Genomic DNA, 26271 nt, shown 5'->3' on the forward strand with positions numbered 1-26271 from the left:
CGGGATTATGCGGCGGCGACCGGGGTACTGTGCAAGTGCAGGGTTTGGGTTGGAAAAGCAAATTCGATACCGTGCGCGGCAAAGCTGCGTACCAGTTGCAGGTTGATGGCTTGTTGCACGTTCATGTACACACCGTAATCGGGCAACAGCACATAAAAGACTGTTTCAAAATCAAGTGAAAACGCGCCCAGGCTCTTGAAGTGGGATCGGTCGAAGCGCGTATGGGTTTGGGTCCTGACGGCTTGCTCGATCAACTTCGGGATCATTTCAAGTTTGTCGGCCGGTGTGCCGTAGGTGACGCCGACGGCAAACACGATACGGCGCTCCTGCATGCGCTTGTAGTTGCGGATGCGGCTTTTCAACAGGTCGTTGTTGGACAAAATAATTTGTTCACCACCCAGGCTGCGGATGCGCGTGGTTTTCAGTCCGACATGCTCCACGGTGCCCATCTCTTCGCCCAGAATGATGAAGTCGCCAATCACAAACGGCTTGTCAATGGCAATCGACAGCGAGGCAAACAGGTCGCCCAGGATGTTCTGCACCGCCAAAGCGATGGCAATGCCGCCAATGCCCAGGCTGGCCACCAGCGCGGTGACATTGATGCCCAGATTGTCCATGATCATCAGCAGAACCAGCACCCAGATCACCACGCGCCCGAGGAATGACAGCAGCGACAGGGTCATGGCGCGCGCGCCCGCGTCATCTTGTTCGCCTTGCGAGAAATGGTGCCGCAGCCAGAAAATCAGGCCACGCGTGGCCCAGAAGCCTGCTTGAATGAGGATTGCCGCACCAAAGGCGCGGTTAACCAGCGTCTCCATGGCCGCGGGCAGGGTCAAGAAGTGGCTGCCCAAGTACAAGCCCATGGCGCTGGCGAGCAAGACGCGGGTCGCTGACAGCACCTCAATCAAGAAATCGTCAATGACCGTGTCGGTGTTTCTGGCAACCCGTTGCAGGTGGCGCAGCACCAGCTTGCGCAGCATGAACAGCAGCAGCATGAAGGCGGCCGCCGCCAGCAGCGCATAAGACCAATCCTGCAGGGCGTTGTGGGAGATAAGTTGTTGGAACATGGGCGTTCAATTCCAAAGTGATATCAATCGAGGCTGGTCATGCCTTACCAGCCCCACAGCAGATGGCGTGCGATCCATCCCTTGAGTCCGCTTTCGCGCTGCACCTGAACCCAGCCTTTGCGCTGCTCCAGCTTGCGCAGCACTTCGCCGTAGTCAGCCTTGCCGAGAATACGGCTACGGGTACCGGGCGTACTGCGTACGTTGGCCACACGCGACTTGACAATGACATGGGGCGTTTTGTTGACCAGCGGACGGTAAACCCAGCCGGCATCGTTTTCGAAGTCGCGCACCTGGAGCCAGTTGCCATGACGGCCGGTGACTTCCAGCGGATAACCTTGGGTGAGTTCCCACCGTGTGGCGTGTCGCGTGCCCGCGCCAGCGCGCATATTGACCTCGGGTCGGGCCACGCTCACCATCTCCCTGGCTTGCAGCGCTGCGGCTGATGAAAAAAGCGTAAGCGCAATGAGTCCACGCGACCATTTCTTCAAATTCAACATGAGATTCCTTTACCTGTGTAGCTTTGAAAACAAGGGTGAAATGGCGGCGGCTCAGGTGACTTCTTCAACCTTGGGGGGAACCATCCCGGAAATGATGTCGCCCATGCTGATGCTGCCCAGCAGCTTGCCGCGGCTGTTGGCCACGTTGGCCGCTTCCTTGCCCTCGGCGCTGAGTCGGCGGGCGACTTCCTCGATCACCAGACTGGCATCTACCGTTGGCCCTTCCACGGTCGTGCCGGGCGTCATCAGGGTGCGACAGCGAATGACGCGGCCGCGGTTCACGTCCTTGGTGAAGCTGATGATGTAGTCGTCTGCCGGTTTGAGCACGATCTGCTGTCCGGTGCCTTGCTGAATCACTTCGCCGTCGCGCAGGATGGCAATGCGGTCACCCAGGCGCAGCGCTTCTTCGAGATCGTGGGTGATGAAGACAATGGTCTTGCCGAGCTCTTGTTGCAAGTCCAGCAGCACCGTTTGCATGTCGCTGCGGATCATCGGGTCAAGCGCAGAAAAGGCCTCGTCCATCAGCAAGATGGGCGCATCGTTGGCCAGGGCGCGGGCCAGGCCAACACGCTGCTGCATGCCGCCCGAGAGCTGGTTGGGGTAGCTGTCTTCATAACCCTTGAGGCCCACGCGCTCAATCCAGCGCGCGGCCGCCTCGCGACGCACCTTGTGTTTCACGTGCTGCACTTGCAGGCCGTATTCGGTGTTTTCCTGCACCGTCAGGTGCGGAAACAGGGCGAATTTCTGGAACACCATGGCGGTGCGTTCGCGCCTGAAGCGCAGCAACTCGCCGTGGCGCATGGCCATTACATTCTGATCTCCCGCCCATACCCCGCCTGAAGTAGGCTCAATCAGACGATTGATGTGCCGGATCAGGGTGCTTTTGCCCGAACCCGACAGGCCCATCACCACCTGGATGCCGCCACCGGGCATGTCGATGTTGATGTCGCGCAGGCCCAGCACATGGCCGTGCACGTCGCGCAACTCCTGCTTGCTCATGCCCTGTTGCACGGCCGCCAGGTGCTGCGCCGGGTTGGGGCCAAAGATCTTGTACAGATGCTTGATGGAAATGCCCACCGTCGCGCTGGGCGTGTCGGGGCTGGCTGTGGCTGCCATGAGGTCATCAACCATGTACTACCTCCAGGTGTTTTTGCAGGCGTTTGCCGTAGGTTTGCGACACCCGGTCAAAAATGATCGCAATGCCGACAATCGCCAGGCCGTTGAGCATACCCATGGTGAAATACTGGTTGCCAATGGCCTTGAGCACGGGTTCGCCCAGGCCTTGCACGCCGATCATCGATGCAATCACCACCATTGCCAGCGACAGCATGATGGTCTGGTTGATGCCGGCCATGATGGTCGGCAGTGCCAGCGGCAATTGCACCTTGAGCATTTTTTGCCAGATTGAGGCGCCAAAGGCATCCGCCGCTTCGAGCAAATCCACGTCCACCAGCCGGATGCCCAGGTTGGTAAAACGGATCACCGGCGGAATGGCATACACCACCACTGCAATCATGCCGGCCACGCGGCCAATGCCGAGCAGCATCACCACCGGAATCAGGTAGACGAAACTGGGCATGGTTTGCATCACGTCGAGCACCGGGTTGACGCTTTTTTGCAGCCGGTCCCAGCGGCTCATGGCGATGCCAATGGGCAGTCCAAGCGCCAGTGCAACCACCGTGCAGACAAAGATCATCGAGATCGTCTTCATGGTGTTGACCCACATGCCAAAGTAGCCAATGGCCAGCAGCGTCAGCACGGTGCCCAGTGTGATTTTCCACGAGCGTGAGGCCAGCCAGGCAATCAGGGCAATGGCCCCCAGCACCAGCGTCCACGGTGACTCGGTCAGCAAGCGCTCCGAGAAGATGAGAAACTCGCGTAGCGGGTCAAACAGGCGTTCCAGCATTTCGCCATACTCGCGCGAAAAGGTCTTGAAACCGCCATCAATGAAGCGGCGCAAGGTACTGAGCTGCTCAGCACCCATCGCGGGAAATTCAGCGAGCGAAGTCATGCTGCTCAAAGACCGGTCTGGACTTTTGCGGCAACCTCAGGCGTGACCCAGGCCGTCCAGATGTCGGGGTTGTTTTTCAGGAAATATCTGGCACCGTCTTGCCCGTTGGCCTGGTTGTCGCTCATCCAGGCCAGCAATTTGTTGACGGTGTCGTTGCCCCAGCTGCGCGTTTCCAGGTAGCCGATGGCCGGACTGCCGGTTTTTTTGAAGCGGTCGGTGAGCACCGTGAACACCTCGGCTTTGGCCCAGTCGGTTTTGACCGGTTGGTCGCAATCGACTTTGGTGTTGCAGCCCTCAAAGCTGGCCTTGTCATGCGACACGCCTGCGTCAAGCTTGACCATGTCGTACTTGCCCAGGATTGAGGTGGGCGCCCAGTAGTAGCCCAGCCAGCCCTGTTTGCGCTCATTCGCTTTGGCAATCGAGCCGTCCAGTCCGGCAGCCGAGCCGGTATTGACCAGCACAAAGCCCTTGTTGGCGGCATCCCATGCCTTGAAAGCGGCACCTGTCGTCAATTGGCAGTTCCAGCCGGCCGGACAGTTGTGCACGCCGCCCTTGTCTTTGGCTTCTGGCGCCGGGAACAGTTCGGGGTGCTTCAGGGCGTCATCAATGGTCTTGATGTCAGGGTGGGCATCGGCCACGTGTTTGGGAATCCACCAGCCCTCCACGCCGCCATCTTTCAGCGAGCGCGCCGCGTAATGCAGACGCCCTTCTTGCACGGCCGCATCGAGTGGCTGGCGCACCGCATTGATCCAGGCCTCGGGCGCCACATCGGGTCGGCCCTTTTCCATCATGGCGGTCAGGGTGGGCATGGTGTCACCGGGCACCAGTTCCACATCGCAACCGTAGCCGCGGCTCAGGATGAGCTTGTCAATGTGCGCCAGCACTTCGGCGGACTGCCAGTTCATGTTGGCCACGGTGACGCGGCCGCACGATTGGGCTTGGGCGCCCGGGATGAGGGTCACCGCCGCAGCGGTACCCAGCAAGAGGGCGAAGAGGTTGGGGAGTTTTTTCATGACGGCTCCTGAAAACGGGTGAAAAATCAATACAAACACCGCTGCCGCGGCAGTCATGCCGTGATGTTTCAAACCATGGGGGCGGGATGTTTGTGCTTGAGAAAAGCAAGTAAATTACTTTTGCACAAATGTATTTTAACGCCTGTTGATATTCAGGCAAGCATATCAAGCCGGGTTGATATGCACCAACCGAGATGAAGGAGGTTTGGAGCTGTGTGTCGTCGGTCTTATCGTGTTGCGGCGGGCTCGTTTTTATCGGGTGTCAGGCGGTCTTCCAGTTCGCCGATGTAGGCGCTGAGCGAGTTGCCTGATTGTTCCACGCTGGTGCGCAAAGTGTTTTCCATGGTGTCGAGTCGGGCCATCAGCGCTTGCTGTGTCGCTTTATCCTGTGCATCGCGCTGCTTCATGCCGGCCTCCAAAAAGTTGCGCAGTTCGGTAAAGCGTGAGGCCTCGGCCTTGTCGGCAAGCTCGCGGTGGGTTTGCAACTCTTTGGCGTTGCGGCGCGATTCCATCAGCACATTGGACTGCAGGTAGAGCACGTAGATCAGGCAATACGCGACCACAAATATCAGCAAACCCAGCATGATCAGCCCCAGCGGTGCCTGCCAGGTGGTGACGCCCAAGGACAAAGGCGTGTCGGCCAGAAAAACATGCCAGTTGAGCGCTGTAAAAGCGGCAATGAGCGTGATGAGCAAAAGCAAAAGTAAACTGCGGATACGCATGGCGAGCTCCTGACGAGAGTTGTGACACAAGCCTGTTAGGGTACACCAAAGACTATCATGCGCCTCACGCACCTCCTGGTTATCCATGACCCAATCCACTGCCATCCCCGCCGACCTCTCGTTTGACTTTGCCCTGTTGCAACAGTCAGCCGCGCGCACGGGCAGTCGCAACCGGCGTGCGCTCTGGTGGCTGCTGGGCTTGCTGGCCCTGTTGCTGGCTTCGGTGGCCACCTTGCTGCTCTACCTGAACAACTTTGAGGCTGAAGAAGCAACCCGCCGCCGTGCTGCCGAAGCCCAGTGGCTGGAGCAAAGCGTGCAATTTCATTTTCGGCGGCTGGAAGATGACCTGCTGGTGCTGTCGCGCCAGGCCGTGCAAATGAGCGCGGGGGTGGGAGACCCGTCGGCAGGTCGCGCGCTTGACCTGAAGGCCGGTTTGTTGTGGCGTGAACCCGGCGTGATTTTGTCCAGTGGCTGGATTGGGGCAGGTCAGTTGAATGACCCCCGCGTGGGCCCTGAACGCTGGCCCATGGACTGGGATGCCCACCCCGATAACGCAGTGGCTTTGGCATTGATGCAAAGCACCAGCCAGGGCTTGCGCCGCGCGGCTTACGCCGGCTTGATGCTGCATGCGGATGGCAGCGCGACCGATGTGGTCTGGCTGGCTGTGCCCTTTTTTGACCGCGGCCAGTTCGCCGGCAATTATTTGGTGGCTGTGTCTTTGAAGCACGCGCTGACGGCGGTGGTGCCGGGCTGGTTCAAACAGGATCACCGTGTGCAATTGCTGACGGATGAATCCAGCACAGAAGCAGATCAAGATAGCGCTTACCGCGCGGGGCTTGACCTGCCCGGCACTGATTTGTTTGTGCAGGTGGCGCTGACCCAGGCACAACCCACCACGGTGCCGCGTATTTTCTTTTTGGTCGCCTTGTTGTTTTTGTCAGGCATGCTGGTGAGTCTGTATGCCCTGCGCCGTGACATTATCAAGCGCCAGCAGGTGCAGTCATTGTTGCAGGCCCAGGTCGCGCTGCGCACGGCCATGGAAAACTCGGTCACCATTGGTCTGCGCGCCTGGGATCTGGGCGGAAATATCTTGTATGTGAACGATGCCTTTTGCCGCCTGGTTGGCTACAGCGCGGCCGAACTGATTGGCCACACCTTTCCGTTTCCGTACTGGCCTGCCGAGCAAATCGATGCCTTGCAGCGGGTGCACGACGACATCCTGGCGCAGGGCACCAGCGGTGAAGGGGTCGAGGTGCAGTTTCAGCACGCCGACGGCCACTTGATTGATGTGCTGATCCACGAAGCGCCGCTGAATACCGCTGCCGGTGAGCAAATTGGCTGGATGAGCTCGGTGCTTGACATCAGCGAGCGCAAACGCGCCCAGCGCATGGCAGCGCAGCAGCAGGAAAAACTGGAGGCCTCGGGCCGTCTGGTGGCGGTGGGTGAAGTGGCCTCCACCCTGGCGCACGAGCTGAATCAGCCGCTGGGCGCCTTGAGCAGCTTTGCCAATGGCCTGCTCAACCGGCTCAATGACGGCAACATCGACCTGGCCGAATTGTTGCCGGTGGTGGCGCGCATGGCCCGGCTGGCCGAGCGCGCCGGCGGCATCATCCAGCGTGTCAATGCGTTTGCGCGCAAGCGCGAGCTGTCGCCGCAGCGCCTGGACATGGTGGCATTTTTGCAGCGCGTGCTGGTGCTGTTTGACGATGACAGCGCCATTGTCCCTGCCTGGGCGCTGCCCGATCACCCGGTCTGGGTGGATGCTGACGAACTGCTGTTTGAACATTTGGTCAACAATCTGGTGGCCAACGCGCAAGACTGGGCACCCCATGGCGGCCAGCGTGCGCAAGTCTGGGTGGGGTTGCGGCTGGACCAGGGCATGGCCGTGCTGAGCGTGGCCGACACCGGCCCGGGGGTCAGCGAAGAGGCCCAGGCCACCATCTTCAATGCCTTTGTCAGCCGCAAGGAGGGCGGCATGGGCATGGGGCTGGCCATTTGCCGCTCGATTGTGGAGGCTCACCACGGCAGCATCGAGGTCAGCCGCGACCCGCTGCTGGGCGGCGCCCGTTTTACTGTCAAGCTGCCGCTGGCCAAACCCCGTTCAAGGAAGGAGCTGCCATGACCCGTCCCCGCGTGCACATCGTCGACGACGACCCCGACATCCGTGACGGCCTGGCCTGGCTGTTTGATTCACGCGGTTTTCAAAGCGCCACCTGGGATGGCGGCCTGGCCTTTCTGGAGGCCGCGCGTGCCTTGCAGGGCGACTGGGGGCAGGCGGTGGTGTTGCTCGACATGCGCATGGCGCCGCTGTCGGGCAGCGTGACCTTCGACCAGCTCAAAGCCTTGGGTTGCCCCTGGCCGGTGCTTTTTCTGACCGGTCATGGCGATGTCGGTACGGCAGTGGCGGCCGTCAAACAGGGTGCTTGGGATTTTCTGGAAAAGCCGTTCCAGGACAACGAACTGGTGGATCGTGTGCAGCAGGCGCTGGCGGCAGCCCATGCTGCGCAGCACGATGATTCAGAGACGCAGCGCTTGCGCCAGGCGCTGGCCAGCTTGAGTCCGCGCGAGCGCGAAGTGCTCGACGAACTCATTCGCGGCCATTACAACAAGAACATTGCCGACCACCTGGGCATCACGCCGCGCACGGTGGAGTTTCACCGGGCCAACATTTTTGAAAAAATGGGAGTGGATTCAGCCGTTGAACTGGCGCACAAACTCGGGCGTTTGCAGCCGCTGGGCTGAACCTTCGGGCGCCACGCCGCCTGTCTGCATGTGAGCCTGACGCCCTGGCTGACCGTGCCCCCGATGGTGGTAACCGGGACGTCATCAAACCCGGTTTACATACGAGCAGGAGGTGTTTTGAAAAAATCTCTGCCGAATTTTTTGCCGCGAATGCCAGGGAACACACACAGCACAACGGACTATCGTGCTTTTCAATTGGTGCTATAAGTCGTGAAAACCGAGCACCATGAAGACAAATCACCCCAGCGATAACTCGAATATCGGGGCAGTTGAAACACTGCGTTTGCCGGTGGCCGAGAATCGCTACCGGACGCTGTTCGAACATTCACCTGATGGCATTCTGATTGCCGACCCGAACAGTTATTACATCGACGCTAACCCCAGCATGTGCCGGATGCTGGGATATGTTCGCGACGAGCTGATCGGGTTGCACGCCTCGGACATCGTTGCGCAAGACGAGATCCAGCATATCGGGCCGGCACTGGACGATATCAAAGCCGGATTCAATTACTGCCGCGAATGGCAGTTCCGGCGCAAGAATGGTTCGACTTTTGGTGCAGAAGTGTTTGCGACCACCTTGCCCGAAGGCAATTTGCTCGCGATGGTTCGCGACATTTCCGATCGCAAACAGGCCCAATCGGTTTCAACCTGGCTTGCGGCGATCGTCGAATCCTCGCAAGACGCCATCATCGGCAAGGACCTGAACAGCACTGTCGTCAATTGGAATATCGGCGCGGAAATGATTTTTGGCTACAGCGCCGAAGAGATGGTTGGCACTTCCGTTTTGCGCCTGATCCCTGCCGATCGACAGGATGAAGAGGCTTGGATCCTGGCGAAGATCAAGCGTGGCGAAAAGGTTGATCACTTTGAAACGCTGAGGAAAACCAAGGATGGACGCCTGGTTGACGTCATGATCACCATATCCCCGGTTCGTGATGCCACAGGCAAAATCATCGGCGCATCGAAGATCGCGCGCGACTTCACTGTGCTGAAGGAGCATGAGCGAGAGATCGAGCGAATTTCCAGCCTCTACGCGGCATTGAGCCAGATCAATAAGGCGATCGTAACAACCAGGAGTCGCGACGTGTTATTCCGGAAAATCTGCGGTGTTCTGGTTGAACATGGCGGCTTTCGCATGGCCTGGATCGGCTGGCATGACCCGGAAACACAATTGCTGGTACCCGTGGCCGAGTGCGGTGATGAAAGTGGTTATCGGTGTAGCGTAAAAGTATATGTGGATGACCGGCCGGAAGGCCGCGGCCCGGGTGGCATGGCATTCCGTAACGAGCAGCCCTATATCAGCAACGATATGGCCAACGATCCATCCATGCTGCCATGGCGGGACGAGTTTATGCCGCGCGGTTTCCGTGCCTTGGCGGTTTTCCCGATGCGCTTGAAGGGCGTGGTATGCGGAACGATCAGTGTTTATGCGAGCGAGTCTGGTTTTTTCCGCGACAAGGAAATCGCGTTGCTGGAAGAAGCTGCCAGCAATATTTCCTTCGCGCTCGACAATCTTGCGCGCGACGAGGAACGGCTGCATGCCGCGCGCGAAATCAAGTTCAAGAACACGATCCTGCAGACGCAGCAGGAAACCTCGCTGGATGGCATTTTGGTGATCGGCGAAAACGACCAGATCATTTCCTACAACCATCAATTCATCGACCTCTGGCGCTTATCGCCGCAGCTGGTGAGCGCCGGTAAGGACACGCCCGTGCTCAAGTCGGTTTTAGATCAGACCGAGAATCCGGAGGCGTTTCTGGCCCGGGTCAAGTATTTGTTCGAACACCGCGACGAACGGAGCCTTGAGGAAGTCCCGCTGAAAGACGGCAGGGTCATCGAACGGTATTCCTCCCCGGCTGTCGGAGCCGACGGCAAGTACTATGGACGCATCTGGTATTTTCGCGACATCACCGAAAGAAAGCGGGCGAAGGTAGCGCTGGAAACCAGCGAACAAGAGCAGCGCGCTCTGGCTGGGTTGCTGGAGATCGAACGATCCCGTTTGCTGGCGGCTCAGCGCATCGCCAAAGTGGGCAGCTGGGAGTCCTACCCGTCCACCGGTGCCGTCGTCTGGTCGGCAGAAACACATCGCATCTTTGAAACCGATCCCCGGCAGCTCAAGCCCACCCATCAGGCCTTTCTGGAACGGGTGCATCCGGAGGATCGCGAGGCGGTGGCGAAGGCATTCACCAATTCGCTTGGGCAGCCCGCACCTGGCAGCCCTTCACCTTGCAGCATCGAACACCGTTTGCTGACGCCGGATGGCCGGATCAAGTTTGTGGAAGAAAACTGGCAGGTATTATTTGACGACCAGGGGCAGGCGGAAAAAGCCATCGGGACCTGCCAGGACATCACCGAGCGCCAGACGGCGCAAGCCAGGATCAGCTATCTCAACCGCGTGCATGCCATGCTGAGCGGCATCAGCACGCTGATTGTGCACGTACAGGACCGTGACGAGCTGTTCCGGGGTGCTTGCCGTATTGCGGTCGAGACGGGCGGCTTCAGCATGGCCTTGCTGGTGATCCTGGATCCGGCCATGAAGCAAGTGATCTCGGTGGTGTCGGAGGGTAAAGACGCGGAACTCAAGGCCAATATTCACGAGCTGTTGTCGCGGGGAATGGATGTCTCCAACACCATGGTCGCAACAGCCATCAGGGAAAAAAGCGCCATCGTGTCCAACGATTCGCAAAACGACCCCAGGGTTTTGTTGGGCAAAAAATACACCGATGCCGGGGTCCGCTCGTTGATGATTTTGCCGCTGATGATCGAGCAGGAGGCGGTCGGGGCGTTTGCGCTGTACTCAACCCAGATCGATTTTTTTCATGCGGATGAGATCAGGCTGTTGACAGAGCTGGCCGGGGACATCGCGTTTGCAGTCAATCACCTCGACAAACAGGAACGGCTGAATTTCCTCGCTTACCACGATGAACTCACCGGCTTGGCCAATCGCACCCTGTTTCTTGATCGTGTGTCGCAGTTCATGAGCCGTGCGAAACGCGCAGGCCATCAACTTGCCTTGCTGATGATTGACCTGGAGCGCTTCAAGAACATCAATGACAGCCTGGGCCGACAAGCCGGGGACGCATTGCTGAAGCAGGTAGCGCAATGGCTTGCGCGCCATTTCGACGGCGAGCATCTGGTGGCGCGGCTGGAGACAGACCATTTTGCGGTGGTGCTGCCCGAAATCCGTCAGGACGGTGAACTGTCCAAGCTGTTCGACAAGATGTCCGAAGCCTTGCTGCTCCATACTTTTCAGCTCAATGACATGCACGCCTTGCGCATCGCTGCCAAGGTGGGCATCGCGATATATCCAGACGACGGCACCGATGTTGACGTGTTGTTCAGAAACGCCGAAGCCGCGCTCAAGTTGGCCAAGAAGAGTGGCAGCCGGTACCTGTTCCATACGAAAAAAATGACCGAAGCGGTGGCCGGCAAGCTCGCGCTGGAAAACCAGCTGCGCCAGGCCATCGACAACGGGGAATTCGTGTTGCATTACCAGCCTAAAGTGAACCTTGCCAGCGGCAAGGTCAGCAGCGCCGAGGCGCTGATTCGCTGGAACGATCCCCGCACCGGCCTGGTGCCGCCGGGCCAGTTCATCCCCATACTGGAAGAAACCGGATTGATCTACGAAGTGGGGCGCTGGGCGTTGCGCCAAGCCATCGCGGATTCCTTGCGCTGGCGCAGCGCGGGATGGCCTGCGGTGCGCATCGCGGTGAACGTGTCGCCGCTGCAACTGCGCAATCCCGGATTTATTGCCGAGATCGAGCGGAAGATCACCGTTGATCCCCATGCGGCAGAGGGATTGGAACTGGAGATCACCGAAAGTTTGGTCATGGAAGATGTCGAGCGCAATATCGCCATCCTGCAGGCGGTTCGCGCCATGGGCATTAGCATCGCCATCGACGATTTCGGCACCGGTTTCTCGTCGCTCAGCTACTTGGCCAAATTGCCGGTCACCACGCTGAAGATTGACCGTTCGTTCATCATCGAGATGACCGTCGGGCCCGAGGGGCTGGCGCTGGTGTCGACCATCATCAAGCTGGCCCATGCATTCAAGCTCAAGGTGGTGGCCGAGGGGGTTGAAACCGAGGAGCAGTCGCGCTTGTTAACTTTACTGGGTTGCGACGAAATTCAGGGCTTCCTGTTCTGCAAAGCGGTGCCGTGCGAGGAGTTTGAAGCAAGATTTCTGTCTCCGAACTGAAAGAAAGCCAAAGGGTCGGCTTCGTTGGTCGTGTTGTTGCGCCTAGCCGGGCTGGCGCGATGCACCTGCCGATCGCCATCGGTGCCATGGACCTTGCGCCGTGATGCGGCACAATCCATGGACACGCCGGCAGGCGCTCATCTTGGCAAGGATATCGGCATGACAAAACCCATCAAACGCATTGCGGTCAATACCGGTGGCGGCGACGCGCCCGGGCTCAATGCGGTGATCCAGTCGGTGGTGATTGCCGCCGCCAACCGGGGCTGGGATTGTTACGGGATTCGTGATGGCTTTAACGGCATCCTTTTTCCCGAACGCTACTCGGAAGGCGGCGTGGCGCGGCTCACGCGCGACCGGGTGCGCGGTATTGGTCACCTTGGCGGCACCATTCTGGGCACCACCAACAAAGGCAATCCGCTGCATTTTCCGGTCAATATGCCTGATGGCAGCGTGCGCGAGATTGACCGTTCCAATGAAATCCTGACCTACTTTGCCACCCACGAGATCGATGCGCTGGTGTCCATTGGCGGCGATGGCTCACTCACCATCGCCAACGCGCTCCACCAAAAAGGCCTGCGCGTGGTAGGTGTGCCCAAAACCATCGACAACGACCTCGATAAGACATTCACGACCTTTGGTTTTGATACCGCCGTGGGCTTTGCCACCGAGTGCCTGGACCGGTTGCACAGCACCGCCGAAAGCCACCAGCGCGTGATGGTGGTCGAGGTGATGGGGCGTTATGCCGGCTGGATTGCCCTGCACACCGGCATTGCCGGCAATGCGCACGCCATTCTGATTCCTGAAATTCCTTTTGACCTCGACAAAATCGCGGCCAAACTGCGTGCCCGTGACAGCGAAGGGCGTTTGTATTCCATCGTGGTGGTGGCCGAAGGCGCCCAGCCCCAAGACGGCCATCGCGAGTTGCAGGCGCCGGCAGAAATGGGCCATGCCGAGCGTCTGGGCGGCATGGGCGAGCGCGTTGCCCATGCGCTGGCCGAGCGCACTGGCAAAGATGCCCGTGTGGTGGTGCTGGGCCATTTGTTGCGCGGCGGCAGCCCGACCTCGTTTGACCGTCTGTCGGCCTTGCGTTTTGGCGCGGCGGCGGTACGGGCGCTGGACGAAGGCCAGAGCGGCATCATGGTGGCGCTAGGTTTTCACGGTGTCGATTACGTGGCGCTCGAAGAGGTGGCCGGTCGCATGAAGGACGTGCCGCTGGACTGCGACACCTTGCAAACCGGACGTGACTTGGGGATCTGCTTTGGTGATTGAGGCTGCTTTGACCGAGGGCAGGAATGCCGCGCCGCGCTTGCTGGTGGTTTGCCTGTGCGCTGAATGGTGCGGTGTCTGCCGCGACTACCGTAGCAGCTTTGCGCAGGTGCAAGCGGCCATTCAGGCGGATTTTGCGCAGGCCCAGTTTATCTGGCTGGATGTGGAGGACGAGGCTGACCTGTTGCATCCACTCGATGTGGATGACTTTCCCACGCTGTTGATTGCCGTCGATAACGCGCCGCGCTTTTTTGGCCCGCTCACGCCGCAGCCGCAAACCTTGGAGCGTCTGGTGCGCAGCGCAGCAGCAGATGCTGCGGCCGTGGCACTGGCCGATCCGGAATTGCGCGCGGCGGTGGCGCGGATTCAGGCCAGCCAGCCGGTTGCGCCCTCTCACCTTACATGATCCGGACCCACGCTTGAACACACATCCTTTTTTCTCCAGCCGCAAGGTGGTTTTCCTGCTGGCCTGCCTGTGCTGCCTGCTTTGGGGCAGTGCCTACCCGGCCATCAAGAATGGCTATGCGCTGTTTGCCATTGGCGCAGACGACGTGCCGTCCAAAATGGTTTTTGCCGGCTACCGGTTTGTGATCGCCGGTTTATTGCTGTTGCTCATGGCGAGGTTGACGCATCGGCCGATCTTCAATCTGGACGGCAAAAAACTGCGCCAGATCACCACGCTGGGGCTGACGCAAACCTCGCTCCAGTACATCTTTTTCTATGTCGGTCTGGCCTATACCACCGGGGTCAAGGGCTCGATCATGAACGCGACGGGTACGTTTTTCAGCGTCCTGCTGGCCCATTTCATCTACCACAATGACCGCTTGAGTCTGAACAAGGCAGTCGGCTGCCTGGTCGGCTTTGTGGGCGTGATGGTGGTCAACTTCAACAAGGATCTGCTGGATTTTGATTTCAGCCTGCTGGGGGACGGTTTTGTGGTGATTGCGGCCTTCATTCTCTCGGCGGCGTCGATTTACGGCAAGAAAGTCTCGCAATCGATGGATTCGGTGGTGTTGACCGGTTACCAGCTGACCATCGGTGGCCTGGCACTGACGCTGGGCGGGTACCTGACCGGCGGCACGCTGAGCGGTTTCACGCCGGCAGCTACCGCCTTGCTGGTTTACCTGGCCGTGCTGTCTTCCGTGGCCTTTACCTTATGGACTATCCTGCTCAAATACAACCGCGTCGGGATGGTGACCATCTTCAATTTCCTGATCCCGATTTTTGGCGCCGTTCTTTCCGCCATCTTTCTGGGCGAGAGCATCCTTGAATGGAAGAACGTGTTCGCCCTCGGGCTCGTGTGCTCGGGCATCTGGCTGGTGAACAGGGAAAGCCGATAAGCTGCCAAGCTCACGACGATCAGGCCCGCACCCTTATTTTTGCAGCAGCAGGCGCGCCAGGTCGACGCCAAAAACGAGCGCCACACCTTGTGCCTTGGCAAAGCGGCGGGCGGTGTCGCTGACGGGACCCAGGCTGAGGTAACTGCACTGTTGCGCTTCCTGTGCTTCTTTGGCTGCAACCAGATCGCGCAGCGCCTCGATGCCATGGGTGGCAGCTTTCCAGCGCTTGCAACTCACCAGCGTGGCGCGGCCACCCTTGACCAGCTGGAAGTCGGCCGCCGGGTTGTTGAGCCGGGTGACGGCGTAGCCCTGTTTGAGAAAAGCCTGCTCGATCAGGGCAGAAAAATCCCGCCACGACATGGCACCTGCCCGCGTCAGCGCCTCGGTCACGCGGGCCGGGCTGGGGGTATGCCATTGTTTGCGCGCTGCCAGGATGCCGATCACCAGAAACGGCAGGCCGCCCATCACGCCAAAGGCGACATAGGGTTTGGGCAGCAGGGCGAAGGACAACAGCGTGATCACCACCACAATGGCCATGCTGATCCACCACGGTGAGCGCAGCAAAATCGCAAACAGCGAGTTTTCGGACATTTTCAGTTTCATGGGAATGGCTAATTCTTAAACCTTGGGGGCACTTTGGCTGTAATGTGCACAAAGTGTATCGATCAGGGACTGGGCGTAAGGCGGCAATTTGTTCTGGTCGCGCACCAGGATGTAACGCTCGCGGACGCACCAGGCATCGGTCAACTCGATCAACGCCAGACCCATGGCCTTCTGGTTGCGGCGTGCGGCGCTTTCTGGCACGATGCCCACGCCCACCCCGGCGCCGATCATGCGGCACATGGCGTCGAAACTGGAGAGCTGGATGCGCAGTTTTAAAGGTTTGCCGAGCTTGTCCGTCACCTGCGCCAGGAAAGTTTGCAGGGTGCTTTGCTGATTCATGCCGATGGCATCCTCGTCCAGCGTGTCGGCAAAGGCGATCGACTTGCGCCCGGCAAATGGGTGGCTGCGCGGCGTGACCAGCACCAGCCGGTCGGTGCTGAAGTGGATTGCCTGCAGATTGAGCATGTCGACCGCGCCGGCCACGATGCCAATGTCGGCGCGTCCATCAAGTACGCCGCGGGCGATTTCAGCGTTTGGTTTTTCCTGAAGGTCGACGTTGACGCGCGGGTTGTTTGACAGGAAGCCGGGCAGGATTTCAGGCAGAAAATCTGTCACAGCCGTGGTATTGGCGTACACCCGCACGTGGCCGCGCAGGCCGCCACTGTATTCCTGCAGGTCGATGCGCAACTGGTCGACTTGCCGCAGCACGCCGCGTGCATGGTGCAGAAACGCTTCACCGGGCGGCGTCAGGCGCACGCCGCGCGCCTCCCGGTAGAGCAGCGTTTGCCCGGACTGGGCTTCGAGTGATTTGATGCGCGTGCTGGCCGCTGCCAGCGACAAATGCTGGCGCTCGGCAGCACGTGTCAAACTGCCTTCGTCGGCGGCACAGACAAATAGTTTCAGGTCTTTCAGATCAAAGTGCATGTCAAATCGAATACTAGCGTAAACCCTGTAATCTTCGGAATTTCCGAAGTGCTGGTTTAAAAATGAGTGATTGTGCCCGCAAGCCCGAAAAGCGACGATTGCCTCCTACTTAAACCAACAGGAGACAGCATGAAGCGACTGACGACATTGACGGCCATGATTGCGCTTGCGTTGAGCGCCGGTCTGGCATCGGCCCAGGACAAGCCGGCAGAATTGAAAATCGGCATTTCAACGTTTACATCCGGCCCGGCTTCGGTTTTTGGCGTGCCGGGCAAGGCAGCGGCCGACTTGTTGATTGCCGACATGAACGCCAAGGGCGGCATTGGCGGGGCCAAGGTGGTGGCGACCTATATCGACGAGGGCATTGGCGGCGACAAGCTGCTCAGCGAATACCGCCGGTTGGTGCAGGAGCAGGGCGTTCGTACCATGCTGTCGGCCATTTCCAGCGGCAACTGCAACATCGTGGCACCGGTGGCAGAAGACCTGAAAGTGCTCAACGTGATGTGGGACTGTGGCACGGAAAAGGTGCTGGAAGAAAAACCCTATAAATACGTGGTGCGTACGCAGGCCAATGCCACCACCGAAATGGTGGCTACGGTGCTGTACTTGCTGAAAACCCGACCCAATTTTTCAACGGTTGCGGTGGTCAACCAGGACTACGCCTGGGGTCGCGATTCGTGGGAGATTTTCCTCAACACGCTCAAAACGCTGAAGCCGGACGTGAAGGTGGTGGCAGAAATGTTCCCCAAATTCGGTTCCTCTGACTTCTCCACCGAAATCAGCCGACTGCAGGCCTTGCGCCCGGATGTCATTCTCAACACCTCCTGGGGTGGCGACCTTGATACCTTTGTGCGCCAGGCCTCGCAGCGCGGTTTATTCACCCAAGGGGCGACCATGGTGCTGCCGCTGGCTGAAAGTTCATTGGAGCGGCTCGGTACGGCCTTGCCGGCGGGGGTGATCGTGGGTGGCCGTGGCGACCATTATTTCCTCCATCCGGAAACCCGGGATGACCCCGCTCACAAGGAATTTGTGGCCAAGTTTCGGGCCAAAACCAATGCGTATCCGATTTACCCGACCTATCACATGGCGCAAGCCCTGGTCGGTCTGAAAACCGGCTATGAGGATGCCATCAAGGCCAACGGCGGCAAGTGGCCCAGCACCGAGCAGGTCGCTGACGCCATGCGCAAGATGACGTTCACGGCCTACGGTCGCAAGGTCAGCATGCGCCAGGATGGCCAGGCGCTGGAAGACCAGTTGCTCGGCATCACCAAGCATGTCCCGCAGTACCCCTTTGCCGTGATGGACAAAATGATGCTGGTACCGGCCGATCTGGTGACGGCGCCGGTGGGCCAGAAGTCGCTGCCCTGGATCAAGACGCTCAAGGTGGACGTGCTGCAGAGCGACCGCCTGAAGACATACGATTTCAAATAAGCTGATTTTTCCATCCGGTTTTGCCCATGAATGCAAGTCTATTTGCGCTCGCCCTGATGGATGGCGTCTCCTACGCGGCGCTGTTGTTTCTGGTGGCGCTGGGGCTGACGCTGATCTTTGGTGTCATGCGCATCCTCAATATTGCGCATGGCAGCCTCTATGCCTGGGGTGGCTATTTCGCCGCCACGCTCGGGCTGCTGATCACCCGCTTCGAGTTGTCACCGCTGCTGGCCCTGCCCGCGCTGGTGGTCGCCGCCGTGCTGCTGGGCGGCTTGCTGGGCACGGTGCTGGAGTTTGCCCTGCTGCGTCGTATTCTCGACAAAGATCCGATCTTGCAGTTGCTGGTGACCTTTGCTGCTTTCATGGTGCTCGAAGACTTGCAACGCATGATCTGGGGTGTGCAACCCGTTTTTGTTTCGGATGTTGTGTCGCAATTGGGCACGCTCAGTGTGGCAGGGGTCACCTACACCCGCTACCAGTTGCTGGTGTTGCCGTCGATGGCCGTGCTGGCATTTTTTGGCTTGCGCTGGTTTCTGGGTCGCACCGCGCTGGGTCGCCAGGTGACTGCCGTCACCCATCACCGGGAGGTGGCGACTGCCATGGGGGTCAACACCGGGCGCGTCACCTGGTTGACGATCTCGGTGGGTTGTGCGCTCGGCGCGCTTGGCGGTGCGCTGGCGTCGCCCACCACGTCCTTCACGCCCGGCATCGGCGCTGAAATGATGGTGCTGTCGTTTGCCGTGGTGGCGACCGGCGGCTTGGGCCAGATTGGCGGCGCCGCGCTGGCGGCGTTGATGATCGGGCTGGCGCGCTCCTTTGCCATTTACCTGCTGCCCGAACTCGAAGTGCTGGTGCCCTACCTGATCATGGTGGGGGTGCTGCTGATCCGGCCTGAAGGCCTGTTTTCGACCGCTGCGGCCCGGAGGATTTGATGCGATTGCGATTACTGGTTGGGGTGCTGGCGCTGGCGGTACTGGCGCTGGGCCTGGTTTTTCCGTGGCTCAAGACGCCGCTGTTGCTGGCGCTGGCCAATGGGCTGGCCGTGGCCGGTGTGATTGTGCTGATCCGCGCCGGGCAGGTGTCGTTTGGCAACGCCATGTTCGCCTGTCTGGCCGGCTACGGGGCGGCCTTCATGGCACGCGCCTGGCACCTCGATGCCTTGTTGCTGATTGGCCTGAGCGCTGTATTGGCGGCGCTGGCCGGTGCGGTCATCGGGCTGTTCATCGTGCGCTACCGTGGTATTTTCTTTGGCATGCTCAATCTGGCGCTGTCGATGGTGCTGTTTTCCGTGCTGGGCAAGTTTGGCGCTGTCACCGGCGGCACCGACGGTTTGCGCTTTGACCGGCCGACACTGGGTTTTGTTCACCTGGAACGTGAAGGCTTTGAGACCGCCTTGCTGGTGTTGGCGCTGCTCATGGCGATCGTGGCTGGCTGGCTGGTTCAGCGTTACTTTGCCAGCGTCTCGGGGCAGGCGCTGGCCGCCATCAAGACCAACGAGACCCGGCTGGAATACCTTGGCATCTCGGCGCGGCGTGTGTTCTGGGGCGGCTATGTGCTGGCTGCCACGCTGTGCGGCCTGGGCGGCAGTCTGTTTGCACTGGCGCAAGGGCTGGTGACGCCGGAGATGGGTTACTGGGTGCGCTCGGGCGAACTGGTTTTCATCGCCATTCTGGGTGGCTCCGGCCACGCGCTGGGGGCCTTCATTGGCGCCTTTGTGTTTGAGTTCATGAAACTGTACGCTGCCGCCCTGTTGACCGGTGCCTGGCAATTGGTCATGGGGCTGGTGCTGCTGGTGATGGTGTTCCTGGCACCCCATGGTGTGTTTGGCATGATCGAGCGGCGACTGCGCTCCGGGAGAAGTGCATGAGCGACTATGGACTGTTGTCAACGCGCGGCCTGTCGCTGTCGTTTGGCGGTGTCGTGGCGGCTGACGTCATTGACTTCGATTTGCATCAAGGCGAGCGTCTGGCAGTGGTGGGGCAGAACGGCGCCGGCAAAACCACCTTCATCAACATCTGCACCGGCTACTTGTCGCCCAGTGCCGGGCAAGTGCGGTTTGACGGCGTTGACATCACCGGCCAGAGTCCGCGCGCCATTACCCGGCGCGGCATCGGACGCTCGTTTCAGTTGCCGCAGGTGTTCACCGAGCACACTGTGCGCGAATGCCTGATGCTGGCGGCCTCCGCGGTCAAACAGCGTCGCGGTTTCCTGCTGCCGCTGGGGGATGCAATTGATGCACATGAGATCGACGAGACCCTGGAGCTGCTCCAGCTGACAGCACGCGCGCACGATTTGGCAGGCTCCCTGCCCGAGGGCCAGCGCAAGCTGCTCGATGTGGCGATGGCGCTGGTGCTCCGGCCCAAGCTGTTGATCATGGACGAGCCCACCAGCGGCGTGTCCACCGACGAGAAACATGGCCTGATGGCGGTGCTGATGCGCGCGCTCGACGAGCGCCAGGTGACGAGCATTTTTGTCGAGCACGACATCGACATCGTGCGCCGTTATGCCACCCGTCTGTGTGCCTGGATTGCCGGGCGCATTGCCGCCGATGGTCCCCCTGACGAGGTACTGCGTGATCCAGTCGTGATCAAGAACGTGATTGGTGAATGACATGTTGAGCCTTGAAAATATCTCCGCCTCCATTGCCGGTATTTCGGTGCTGCGCAGCATCACGGTGCAACTCACGCGTGGCTCCATCGTCGCCGTGGTGGGGCGCAACGGCGCCGGCAAGACCACTTTGCTGCGTCTGATCATGGGTTTTTTGCCCGGTCATGGCGGGCGTGTGTTGCTTGACGGCACCGACCTGGCCCATGCGCCGGCGCGTCACCGGGCCCGGCTGGGCATCGGTTATGCCCCCGAAGACCGGGTCCTGTTTCCCACTTTCAGCGTCGAGGAGAACCTGCGTTTTCCTTGCGAGGTGATCGGCATGCCGCGGCGCGCTGTTGATGAGCGGCTGGACGAAACCCTGACCATCGTGCCCGAGCTGGAGCTCATGCTGGCGCGCTCCGGTGCCGCCCTGTCGGGTGGCCAGGGCAAGATGGTGGCGCTGGGACGTGCCGTCATGGCCGGCGAGCGACTGGTCTTGCTGGACGAGCCGTTCCAGGGCCTGGCACCGGTGTTGGCGCAGCAGTACGGGGCGTCACTGGAGCGTCTGCATCAGGCGCGACCCGAGTTGTGTGTGGTGATCACCGAGTCCAACCGCAGCCTGCTCAAAGACATCCCGACCCAGACCCTGGTACTCGAACGTGGCGAGTTGCAGACGGATGAAGCCGCTGCAGCCGCGGTGCACTGAGCGCTGCCTGTATTTTTGTTTAACCTGAGGAATTTTTTATGGCTCAGCATTTCATCAACGGCCAATGGGTGGCCGCCAGCAGCGGGCAGACCCTGCCCGTGATTGACCCCAGTACCGGTGAAGTCTTTGACCAACTGGCCCGCGGCAATGCCGCCGATGTCGACCTTGCTGTGGCGGCGGCACGCGCGGCCCTGTCAGGCCCCTGGAGCCGGCTGACGGCGACCGAGCGCGGGCGAATTTTGATGAAGATGTCGCAGCTCATGCTGGAGCGCGTCGAAGCGTTGGCGCTGCAGGAAGCGCGCGATACCGGCAAGCCGTATTCGCAGGCGCGCAACGACATCGTGGTGGCAGCGCGTTATTGCGAGTTCTATGGCGGTGCTGCTGACAAGGTACATGGCCAGCAGATTCCCTACATGGCCGACTACCACGTGGTGGTGTTGCGCGAGCCTTACGGCGTGACCGCGCACATCCTGCCGTGGAACTACCCGGCGCAGATGTTCGGCCGCTCGGTCGTGCCCTCGCTGGCGATGGGCAATGCGGTGGTGCTGAAACCGTCGGAAGATGCCTGCCTGTCGCCGCTGGCGTTTTGTGAGCTGGCACGCGAGGCCGGTCTGCCGGACGGCGCCCTCAACGTGGTGACCGGCCTGGGCGAAGAAGCCGGCGCCGCCCTGACCGCCCACCACGACATCGATTTTGTGACCTTCACCGGTTCGCCAGAAGTGGGCACCATGGTGCAGAAAGCCGCTGCCGAGCGCACCCTCAAGTGTGTGCTGGAGCTGGGCGGCAAGTCGCCGCAGATCGTCTTCGAGGACGCCGACCTGGAGCGGGCCGCCACCTTCGTGCTGAAGGCGATCACGCAAAACGGTGGCCAGACCTGCTCTGCCGGCAGCCGACTGCTGGTGCAGCGCTCGGTGTACGACCGCTTCGTCGGCATGGTGGCCGCGCGCTTCGCCCAGGCCTCGGCCGGCACGCCGGCGATGGACCGCGACTGTGGCCCGCTGATCAATGCCGACCAGAAACGGCGGGTGGAAGGCTTCATCCGCCAGGCCATCGACAGCGGCATCCCGGTGCTGGCGCAAGGCGCGGTGGCCGAGGGCGTACCGGCCGGTGGTTTCTACGTGGCGCCAACCCTGTTTGGCCCGGTGCCGCGCGACCACCGGTTGGCCTGCGAAGAAGTGTTTGGCCCGGTGCTGGCGGCGATTCCGTTCGAGGACGAGGAAGACGCAGTGGCGCTGGCCAATGCCACGGATTTTGGTTTGCTGGCCGGCATCTGGACCCGCGACGGCGGCCGCCAGATCCGCATGGCCAAACGCATGCAGTGCGGTCAGGTTTACCTCAACTGTTATGGCGCCGGCGGCGGCGTCGAACTGCCGTTTGGCGGTGTCAAACGCAGCGGCCATGGCCGTGAAAAAGGCTTCCTGGCGCTGGAAGAGTTCTGCAATGTCAAGACCGTGGTGCAGTACCACGGCCAATAACGGTGAATGAAAGAGAGACCCCCATGAACATGAGACTGAAAGACAAAGTGGCCATCGTGACCGGTGCCGCCAGCGGCTTCGGCGCAGAGATTGCACGCCAGTATGTGGCCGAGGGCGCCAAAGTGGCGGTGGCCGACATCAACGCCGCCGGCGCGCAGAGCGTGGTCGATGCCTTGGGCGCCAACGCCATCGCGGTGAGCTGCGACGTGACGAAACGGGCCGACATTGACGCGCTGGTTGTCGCCACGGTGGCACAATTTGGCCGGGTTGACATTGTGGTCAACAACGCCGGCTGGACGCACAAGAACCAGCCGCTGCTGGACGTGGATGAGGCCACCTTTGACCGCGTCTACAACATCAACGTCAAGTCGATCTTTCACATGACGCACGCGGTGGTGCCGCTGATGCGCCAACAGGGCGGGGGTGTCATTCTGAACATCGGTTCCACCGCCGGCATCCGCCCGCGCCCGGGACTGACCTGGTACAACAGCTCCAAGGGTGCGGTCAACCTGCTGTCCAAATCGATGGCCGTGGAACTCGGACCGGACAAGATCCGCGTCAACGCCATCTGCCCGGTGATGGGCGCCACCGGCTTGCTCGAGTCCTTCATGGGCATGGCCGATACCCCGGAGAACCGCAAGAAGTTCATCGCCACCATTCCGCTGGGACGACTGTCGGAGCCCAAGGACATTGCGCGCGCAGCGGTCTTTCTGGGCAGTGATGACGCCGAATTCATCAGCGGTGTCGAGTTTCCGGTGGACGGCGCGCGCACGGTCTGAGCGCGGAAACAAACCCCGATTGGCAAGGCCAGTCACTTGGCCTGATCGGTCGCGCTAAAGTCATCGGCAATGCTGCGGAGTTTCATGACTGCACCCGCTGTCGGGCCGCCACACGTTGTGCAAGATCGCGCATTAGCAGGGGTGGACTGGCCAGTACGGGGCAAGGCAACTCTTCCTGGAGCAGATCCCGCAAATGCGCCAATGATGCCTGTGCTAACACGATCACGTCGACGGAGGGTGCCAAATTTGCCGCGGACAGCCGCACCAATTGGTCATGGCGCGTACGATCTCCTGCCATCAGCGCAGCGTACGCTTCGGAATTGACCATGGGGTGAATGCTGACCGCCATACCCTGCTCTGCGGCGTGCGACTGCAGCAGTGCCGTGCTAGGGCCAACTGTACTGGTTGCGGTGCACAGCAAGCCAATCCGCCCACCTTCGCGCACCGCTTGAGCTGCCATGGGGTCATCGATTTTGAGCACAGGTTGACGGACCAGACGACGCGCTATGTCGACTGCTGGCGAGGTCGAGGAACAGGTCACAACGATCAGATCAGGTTGCGCGTCTGACGTCACCAGTATTTGTTCGACAACGCGCCGGTATACCGGCTCCTGCGGCCCTCCGCGCAACAGATCTTTGAGCAGGCTCTCGTTCAGGACGTGAAAGCACTCGACATCTGGCATCTCAGTACCCATGAGCTGTCGAAATGTATCAGAGAGAAATCCAACAGTATGGATAAACGCGATTTTTGTTGTCATTAAGGGATTCCAAAAAATAGTCGTACCAGTCAGTACATGTCAATAACAGAGAGCATTTAAATATTTCTCAAAATCTCAAAATCTCAAAATCTCAAAATCTCAAAATCTCAAATTGAATTCGATAAATGAGAGCGGAGTTCAACATCAAGATATTTTTTAATCATGTGATCATAAATTATTTAAAATAAATAACCAATGTTGAACTATCTTAGATGTGAATCATCACCCCAGGTTTCAATCGTCCACTGCCCCTTATTGATCGCTATCCAGTTGATTCCGGCATTCGGAATCGGATAGTCGCGTGGCGCTTGGAGCGGCAGACCGCGCGCTCTACGGTAAATGATGTCAAGTGCGCCTCCATGGGTTACAACCACGACGGTTTGCCCTTTGTGTTTTTGCACCAAGTGGTCAATGCAGTCCAGTACGCGGGCCTGGTGTTCTCGACGGCTTTCCCCACCGCCCGGAGATGCGTAATCTGGATCGTGTATTGCAATTGCATGAGCGTCTTTTTCATACTGATGAGCAATCTCCTCAAGGGTCATTCCTTCGCAACGGCCGAAATGTCGTTCTCGCAAAGCTTGCAAAAGTGTCATAGGCAAATGCAGGATCTCAGAAATCGGTTGCGCAGTTTGACGTGCACGCAGCAAGTCGCTGCTGTACAAGGCGACCGCAGCAAGACCAGCAAAACGGCGTCCTACAGCAGTCGCTTGTGCTTCACCATTCGCGTTAAGCGCCAAGTCCATTTGGCCTTGCAATCGCAGTTCAACATTCCAGTCCGTCTCACCATGGCGGACAAAGCAGATACGAGTCATTTTCTGACGTCCAATAATTTAGATGACACATTGGTAAACTGATATAAATCAAGTTGGTAGACAAACAAGAGTAACTCTATTTGATAACCCAAGTCGTCAAGCCCGGAATAAAAGTGACCAACATCAGGACGAATAACATGACGCCAACGAAAGGTAGCGCAGCAAAACTCAAGCGGGACAAAGGCACTTTTGATATGTTACTGGCTACATAAAGAGCAGTCCCCACTGGTGGTGTCAATAAACCGATCGTCAGATTCATCACCATCATGAGGCCGAACTGAGTTAAATTAACGTCTAAAGATACCGCAACTGGAACAAGGACGGGAACCAGAATAATGATTGCGGGACCAAGATCCATGAATACGCCAACAATCAGCAAAAGGAGATTGATCATGAGCAATATCGCATATTTATTGCTGGAAATACTCAAGATTGTTTCACTGATTTGTTGTGGAATTTGTTCACTCGCCAATATCCAGCCGAACAAGGAAGCCGTAGCAATCAAAAAGCTGATGACGGCTGTATTACTTACTGAGCTACTGAATATCTCTGGAAAATCGCTCCATGATAATTCTTTGTAAACAAATTTCCCGATAATAATTGCATATACAGCCGCAACAACGCCTCCTTCAGTCGGGGTAAAAACGCCCATGCGAATGCCAACAATAATGATGATCGGAAGCAGTAATGCCCATACTGATTCTTTGACGCATGCCAGTTTTTGGGCTCTTGACATCGTTGGTTCAGCCGGATAGTTTCTTTTTTTTGCATGAAAATGGGATACCAACATGAAACCGGCAGCAATCAATATACCTGGTAGAAAACCAGCCATGAACAAATCGCCTATAGATGTACCAGAAGATACACCATAAAGTATCATTGCAATACTAGGTGGAATAATAAGACCAATGCTTCCTGATGCGGCTACCAATGCGGCTGAAAATGGAAGTTCATAGCCGCGTTTTTTCATTTCCGGAACCATAAGGGTACCAATAGCTGCTGTATCTGCAACTCCGGATCCCGATATGCCACCCATAACGACACCAGATATAGACACCACATGGGCCAAGCTACCACGGAGCCCACCAACGAGTGATAGGGCAAAATTGATGATTCTACTGGTGATGCCCCCTTTTTCCATAACTGAGCCTGCAAGCATGAAGAAGGGTATCGCCATCAGTGGAAAAGAATCCACACCTGCAAACATTCTCTGAATAACAACCTGCATTGGATAATCGGCTACAAAAAACATCGCAGCCAAAGAGGAAATACCTAAAACAAAAGAGATAGGAACTCCAATCAATACAAGAACGACAAATACACTGAACAAAACTAAAGTCAT

General features: G+C 58.9%; 24 protein-coding genes. 13 read left to right on the forward strand and 11 right to left on the reverse strand.

The genetic code is table 11. From position 1 onward, the window contains the following. Nucleotides 1-5 precede the first annotated feature (5 nt). From NDJ10_RS12245 to NDJ10_RS12270, 6 genes are all read right to left on the reverse strand, one after another. Nucleotides 6-1067, reverse strand: coding sequence for a mechanosensitive ion channel family protein (locus tag NDJ10_RS12245; RefSeq protein WP_296162605.1), 1062 nt, complete (start codon nt 1065-1067; stop codon nt 6-8). A gap of 44 nt (nt 1068-1111) precedes the next feature. After that, nucleotides 1112-1564, reverse strand: coding sequence for an SH3 domain-containing protein (locus tag NDJ10_RS12250; protein WP_296162607.1), 453 nt, complete (start codon nt 1562-1564; stop codon nt 1112-1114). A gap of 51 nt (nt 1565-1615) precedes the next feature. Continuing rightward, nucleotides 1616-2695: an ATP-binding cassette domain-containing protein gene (locus NDJ10_RS12255; RefSeq protein WP_296162610.1), complete on the reverse strand. Its 1080-nt coding sequence runs from the start codon at nt 2693-2695 to the stop codon at nt 1616-1618. Continuing rightward, nucleotides 2688-3575 carry a proline/glycine betaine ABC transporter permease gene (locus NDJ10_RS12260; protein WP_296162612.1) on the reverse strand — a complete coding sequence of 296 codons (888 nt, stop codon included), beginning with the start codon at nt 3573-3575 and terminating at the stop codon, nt 2688-2690. The genes NDJ10_RS12255 and NDJ10_RS12260 overlap by 8 nt, the downstream gene beginning before the upstream one ends. Before the next feature lie 5 nt (nt 3576-3580). Then, on the reverse strand, nt 3581-4588 hold the full coding sequence (locus tag NDJ10_RS12265) for an ABC transporter substrate-binding protein (protein WP_296162615.1): 1008 nt from the start codon (nt 4586-4588) through the stop codon (nt 3581-3583). Nucleotides 4589-4815: 227 nt separating this feature from the next. After that, complete coding sequence (locus NDJ10_RS12270; protein WP_296162617.1) at nt 4816-5310, reverse strand: LapA family protein; 495 nt, start codon at nt 5308-5310, stop codon at nt 4816-4818. A gap of 85 nt (nt 5311-5395) precedes the next feature. Here NDJ10_RS12270 and NDJ10_RS12275 point away from each other — a divergent pair, with 85 nt between their 5' ends. The 6 genes from NDJ10_RS12275 to NDJ10_RS12300 all read left to right on the forward strand — a co-directional run bounded on the left by NDJ10_RS12275 (nt 5396) and on the right by NDJ10_RS12300 (nt 14856). Then, the gene (locus tag NDJ10_RS12275) at nt 5396-7432 is read left to right on the forward strand and encodes a PAS domain S-box protein (RefSeq protein ID WP_296162619.1); all 2037 of its coding nucleotides are present in this window, start codon (nt 5396-5398) and stop codon (nt 7430-7432) included. Continuing rightward, nucleotides 7429-8052 (forward strand): response regulator, encoded by a 624-nt coding sequence (locus tag NDJ10_RS12280; RefSeq protein WP_296162621.1) that lies wholly within the window; start codon nt 7429-7431, stop codon nt 8050-8052. The genes NDJ10_RS12275 and NDJ10_RS12280 overlap by 4 nt, the downstream gene beginning before the upstream one ends. Nucleotides 8053-8278: 226 nt before the next feature. After that, nucleotides 8279-12250, forward strand: coding sequence for an EAL domain-containing protein (locus NDJ10_RS12285; protein ID WP_296162625.1), 3972 nt, complete (start codon nt 8279-8281; stop codon nt 12248-12250). 159 nt (nt 12251-12409) lie between these two features. Continuing rightward, a complete protein-coding gene (locus tag NDJ10_RS12290) occupies nt 12410-13519 on the forward strand; it encodes an ATP-dependent 6-phosphofructokinase (protein WP_296162627.1) in 1110 nt (369 codons plus the stop codon). After that, nucleotides 13491-13922, forward strand: a complete 432-nt coding sequence (locus tag NDJ10_RS12295; RefSeq protein ID WP_296162628.1) for a thioredoxin family protein — start codon at nt 13491-13493, stop codon at nt 13920-13922. The genes NDJ10_RS12290 and NDJ10_RS12295 overlap by 29 nt, the downstream gene beginning before the upstream one ends. A gap of 13 nt (nt 13923-13935) precedes the next feature. Next, nucleotides 13936-14856 carry a DMT family transporter gene (locus NDJ10_RS12300; RefSeq protein ID WP_296162630.1) on the forward strand — a complete coding sequence of 307 codons (921 nt, stop codon included), beginning with the start codon at nt 13936-13938 and terminating at the stop codon, nt 14854-14856. 33 nt (nt 14857-14889) lie between these two features. On the opposite strand, the gene NDJ10_RS12305 is transcribed toward NDJ10_RS12300, so the two are convergent. Together NDJ10_RS12305 and NDJ10_RS12310 are read right to left on the reverse strand one after the other, a co-directional pair. After that, nucleotides 14890-15459 (reverse strand): restriction endonuclease, encoded by a 570-nt coding sequence (locus NDJ10_RS12305; RefSeq protein ID WP_296162633.1) that lies wholly within the window; start codon nt 15457-15459, stop codon nt 14890-14892. Between the two features lie 15 nt (nt 15460-15474). Beyond that, entirely contained in the window at nt 15475-16383 is a 909-nt protein-coding gene (locus NDJ10_RS12310; protein WP_296162635.1) for a LysR family transcriptional regulator, read from the reverse strand. A 129-nt stretch (nt 16384-16512) separates the two neighbouring features. On the opposite strand from NDJ10_RS12310, the gene NDJ10_RS12315 reads away from it, so the two are divergent. The 7 genes from NDJ10_RS12315 to NDJ10_RS12345 are packed head-to-tail and all read left to right on the forward strand — an operon-like array spanning nt 16513 to nt 23360. Then, on the forward strand, nt 16513-17814 hold the full coding sequence (locus NDJ10_RS12315; RefSeq protein WP_296162637.1) for an ABC transporter substrate-binding protein: 1302 nt from the start codon (nt 16513-16515) through the stop codon (nt 17812-17814). A gap of 26 nt (nt 17815-17840) precedes the next feature. After that, nucleotides 17841-18746: a branched-chain amino acid ABC transporter permease gene (locus NDJ10_RS12320; RefSeq protein WP_296162639.1), complete on the forward strand. Its 906-nt coding sequence runs from the start codon at nt 17841-17843 to the stop codon at nt 18744-18746. Beyond that, nucleotides 18746-19681: a branched-chain amino acid ABC transporter permease gene (locus NDJ10_RS12325; protein WP_296162642.1), complete on the forward strand. Its 936-nt coding sequence runs from the start codon at nt 18746-18748 to the stop codon at nt 19679-19681. Before NDJ10_RS12320 ends, NDJ10_RS12325 begins: the two co-directional genes overlap by 1 nt. Beyond that, on the forward strand, nt 19678-20424 hold the full coding sequence (locus NDJ10_RS12330; RefSeq protein ID WP_296162644.1) for an ABC transporter ATP-binding protein: 747 nt from the start codon (nt 19678-19680) through the stop codon (nt 20422-20424). Before NDJ10_RS12325 ends, NDJ10_RS12330 begins: the two co-directional genes overlap by 4 nt. A 1-nt stretch (nt 20425) precedes the next feature. Then, nucleotides 20426-21106, forward strand: a complete 681-nt coding sequence (locus tag NDJ10_RS12335) for an ATP-binding cassette domain-containing protein (RefSeq protein WP_296162648.1) — start codon at nt 20426-20428, stop codon at nt 21104-21106. A gap of 38 nt (nt 21107-21144) precedes the next feature. Then, complete coding sequence (locus NDJ10_RS12340; protein WP_296162650.1) at nt 21145-22581, forward strand: aldehyde dehydrogenase family protein; 1437 nt, start codon at nt 21145-21147, stop codon at nt 22579-22581. Nucleotides 22582-22610: 29 nt separating this feature from the next. Further along, a complete protein-coding gene (locus NDJ10_RS12345; RefSeq protein WP_296162739.1) occupies nt 22611-23360 on the forward strand; it encodes an SDR family oxidoreductase in 750 nt (249 codons plus the stop codon). An 82-nt stretch (nt 23361-23442) separates the two neighbouring features. On the opposite strand, the gene NDJ10_RS12350 is transcribed toward NDJ10_RS12345, so the two are convergent. From NDJ10_RS12350 to NDJ10_RS12360, 3 genes are all read right to left on the reverse strand, one after another. Continuing rightward, nucleotides 23443-24117: an aspartate/glutamate racemase family protein gene (locus tag NDJ10_RS12350; protein ID WP_296162652.1), complete on the reverse strand. Its 675-nt coding sequence runs from the start codon at nt 24115-24117 to the stop codon at nt 23443-23445. 203 nt (nt 24118-24320) lie between these two features. After that, nucleotides 24321-24929: a histidine phosphatase family protein gene (locus NDJ10_RS12355; RefSeq protein WP_296162654.1), complete on the reverse strand. Its 609-nt coding sequence runs from the start codon at nt 24927-24929 to the stop codon at nt 24321-24323. A gap of 76 nt (nt 24930-25005) precedes the next feature. Further along, complete coding sequence (locus NDJ10_RS12360; protein WP_296162657.1) at nt 25006-26271, reverse strand: TRAP transporter large permease subunit; 1266 nt, start codon at nt 26269-26271, stop codon at nt 25006-25008.

The organism is Rhodoferax sp., assembly GCF_023700745.1.
Lineage (GTDB): Bacteria > Pseudomonadota > Gammaproteobacteria > Burkholderiales > Burkholderiaceae_C > Rhodoferax.

What these genes read in the sequence shown, in the direction of transcription:
- NDJ10_RS12245 (WP_296162605.1), bottom strand. Translation starts at nt 1,067, where the DNA reads ATGTTCCAACAACTTATCTCCCACAACGCCCTGCAGGATTGGTCTTAT.
- NDJ10_RS12250 (WP_296162607.1), bottom strand. Translation starts at nt 1,564, where the DNA reads ATGTTGAATTTGAAGAAATGGTCGCGTGGACTCATTGCGCTTACGCTT.
- NDJ10_RS12255 (WP_296162610.1), bottom strand. Translation starts at nt 2,695, where the DNA reads ATGGTTGATGACCTCATGGCAGCCACAGCCAGCCCCGACACGCCCAGC.
- NDJ10_RS12260 (WP_296162612.1), bottom strand. Translation starts at nt 3,575, where the DNA reads ATGACTTCGCTCGCTGAATTTCCCGCGATGGGTGCTGAGCAGCTCAGT.
- NDJ10_RS12265 (WP_296162615.1), bottom strand. Translation starts at nt 4,588, where the DNA reads ATGAAAAAACTCCCCAACCTCTTCGCCCTCTTGCTGGGTACCGCTGCG.
- NDJ10_RS12270 (WP_296162617.1), bottom strand. Translation starts at nt 5,310, where the DNA reads ATGCGTATCCGCAGTTTACTTTTGCTTTTGCTCATCACGCTCATTGCC.
- NDJ10_RS12275 (WP_296162619.1), top strand. Translation starts at nt 5,396, where the DNA reads ATGACCCAATCCACTGCCATCCCCGCCGACCTCTCGTTTGACTTTGCC.
- NDJ10_RS12280 (WP_296162621.1), top strand. Translation starts at nt 7,429, where the DNA reads ATGACCCGTCCCCGCGTGCACATCGTCGACGACGACCCCGACATCCGT.
- NDJ10_RS12285 (WP_296162625.1), top strand. Translation starts at nt 8,279, where the DNA reads ATGAAGACAAATCACCCCAGCGATAACTCGAATATCGGGGCAGTTGAA.
- NDJ10_RS12290 (WP_296162627.1), top strand. Translation starts at nt 12,410, where the DNA reads ATGACAAAACCCATCAAACGCATTGCGGTCAATACCGGTGGCGGCGAC.
- NDJ10_RS12305 (WP_296162633.1), bottom strand. Translation starts at nt 15,459, where the DNA reads ATGAAACTGAAAATGTCCGAAAACTCGCTGTTTGCGATTTTGCTGCGC.
- NDJ10_RS12310 (WP_296162635.1), bottom strand. Translation starts at nt 16,383, where the DNA reads ATGCACTTTGATCTGAAAGACCTGAAACTATTTGTCTGTGCCGCCGAC.
- NDJ10_RS12315 (WP_296162637.1), top strand. Translation starts at nt 16,513, where the DNA reads ATGAAGCGACTGACGACATTGACGGCCATGATTGCGCTTGCGTTGAGC.
- NDJ10_RS12320 (WP_296162639.1), top strand. Translation starts at nt 17,841, where the DNA reads ATGAATGCAAGTCTATTTGCGCTCGCCCTGATGGATGGCGTCTCCTAC.
- NDJ10_RS12325 (WP_296162642.1), top strand. Translation starts at nt 18,746, where the DNA reads ATGCGATTGCGATTACTGGTTGGGGTGCTGGCGCTGGCGGTACTGGCG.
- NDJ10_RS12330 (WP_296162644.1), top strand. Translation starts at nt 19,678, where the DNA reads ATGAGCGACTATGGACTGTTGTCAACGCGCGGCCTGTCGCTGTCGTTT.
- NDJ10_RS12335 (WP_296162648.1), top strand. Translation starts at nt 20,426, where the DNA reads ATGTTGAGCCTTGAAAATATCTCCGCCTCCATTGCCGGTATTTCGGTG.
- NDJ10_RS12340 (WP_296162650.1), top strand. Translation starts at nt 21,145, where the DNA reads ATGGCTCAGCATTTCATCAACGGCCAATGGGTGGCCGCCAGCAGCGGG.
- NDJ10_RS12345 (WP_296162739.1), top strand. Translation starts at nt 22,611, where the DNA reads ATGAGACTGAAAGACAAAGTGGCCATCGTGACCGGTGCCGCCAGCGGC.
- NDJ10_RS12350 (WP_296162652.1), bottom strand. Translation starts at nt 24,117, where the DNA reads ATGACAACAAAAATCGCGTTTATCCATACTGTTGGATTTCTCTCTGAT.
- NDJ10_RS12355 (WP_296162654.1), bottom strand. Translation starts at nt 24,929, where the DNA reads ATGACTCGTATCTGCTTTGTCCGCCATGGTGAGACGGACTGGAATGTT.
- NDJ10_RS12360 (WP_296162657.1), bottom strand. Translation starts at nt 26,271, where the DNA reads ATGACTTTAGTTTTGTTCAGTGTATTTGTCGTTCTTGTATTGATTGGA.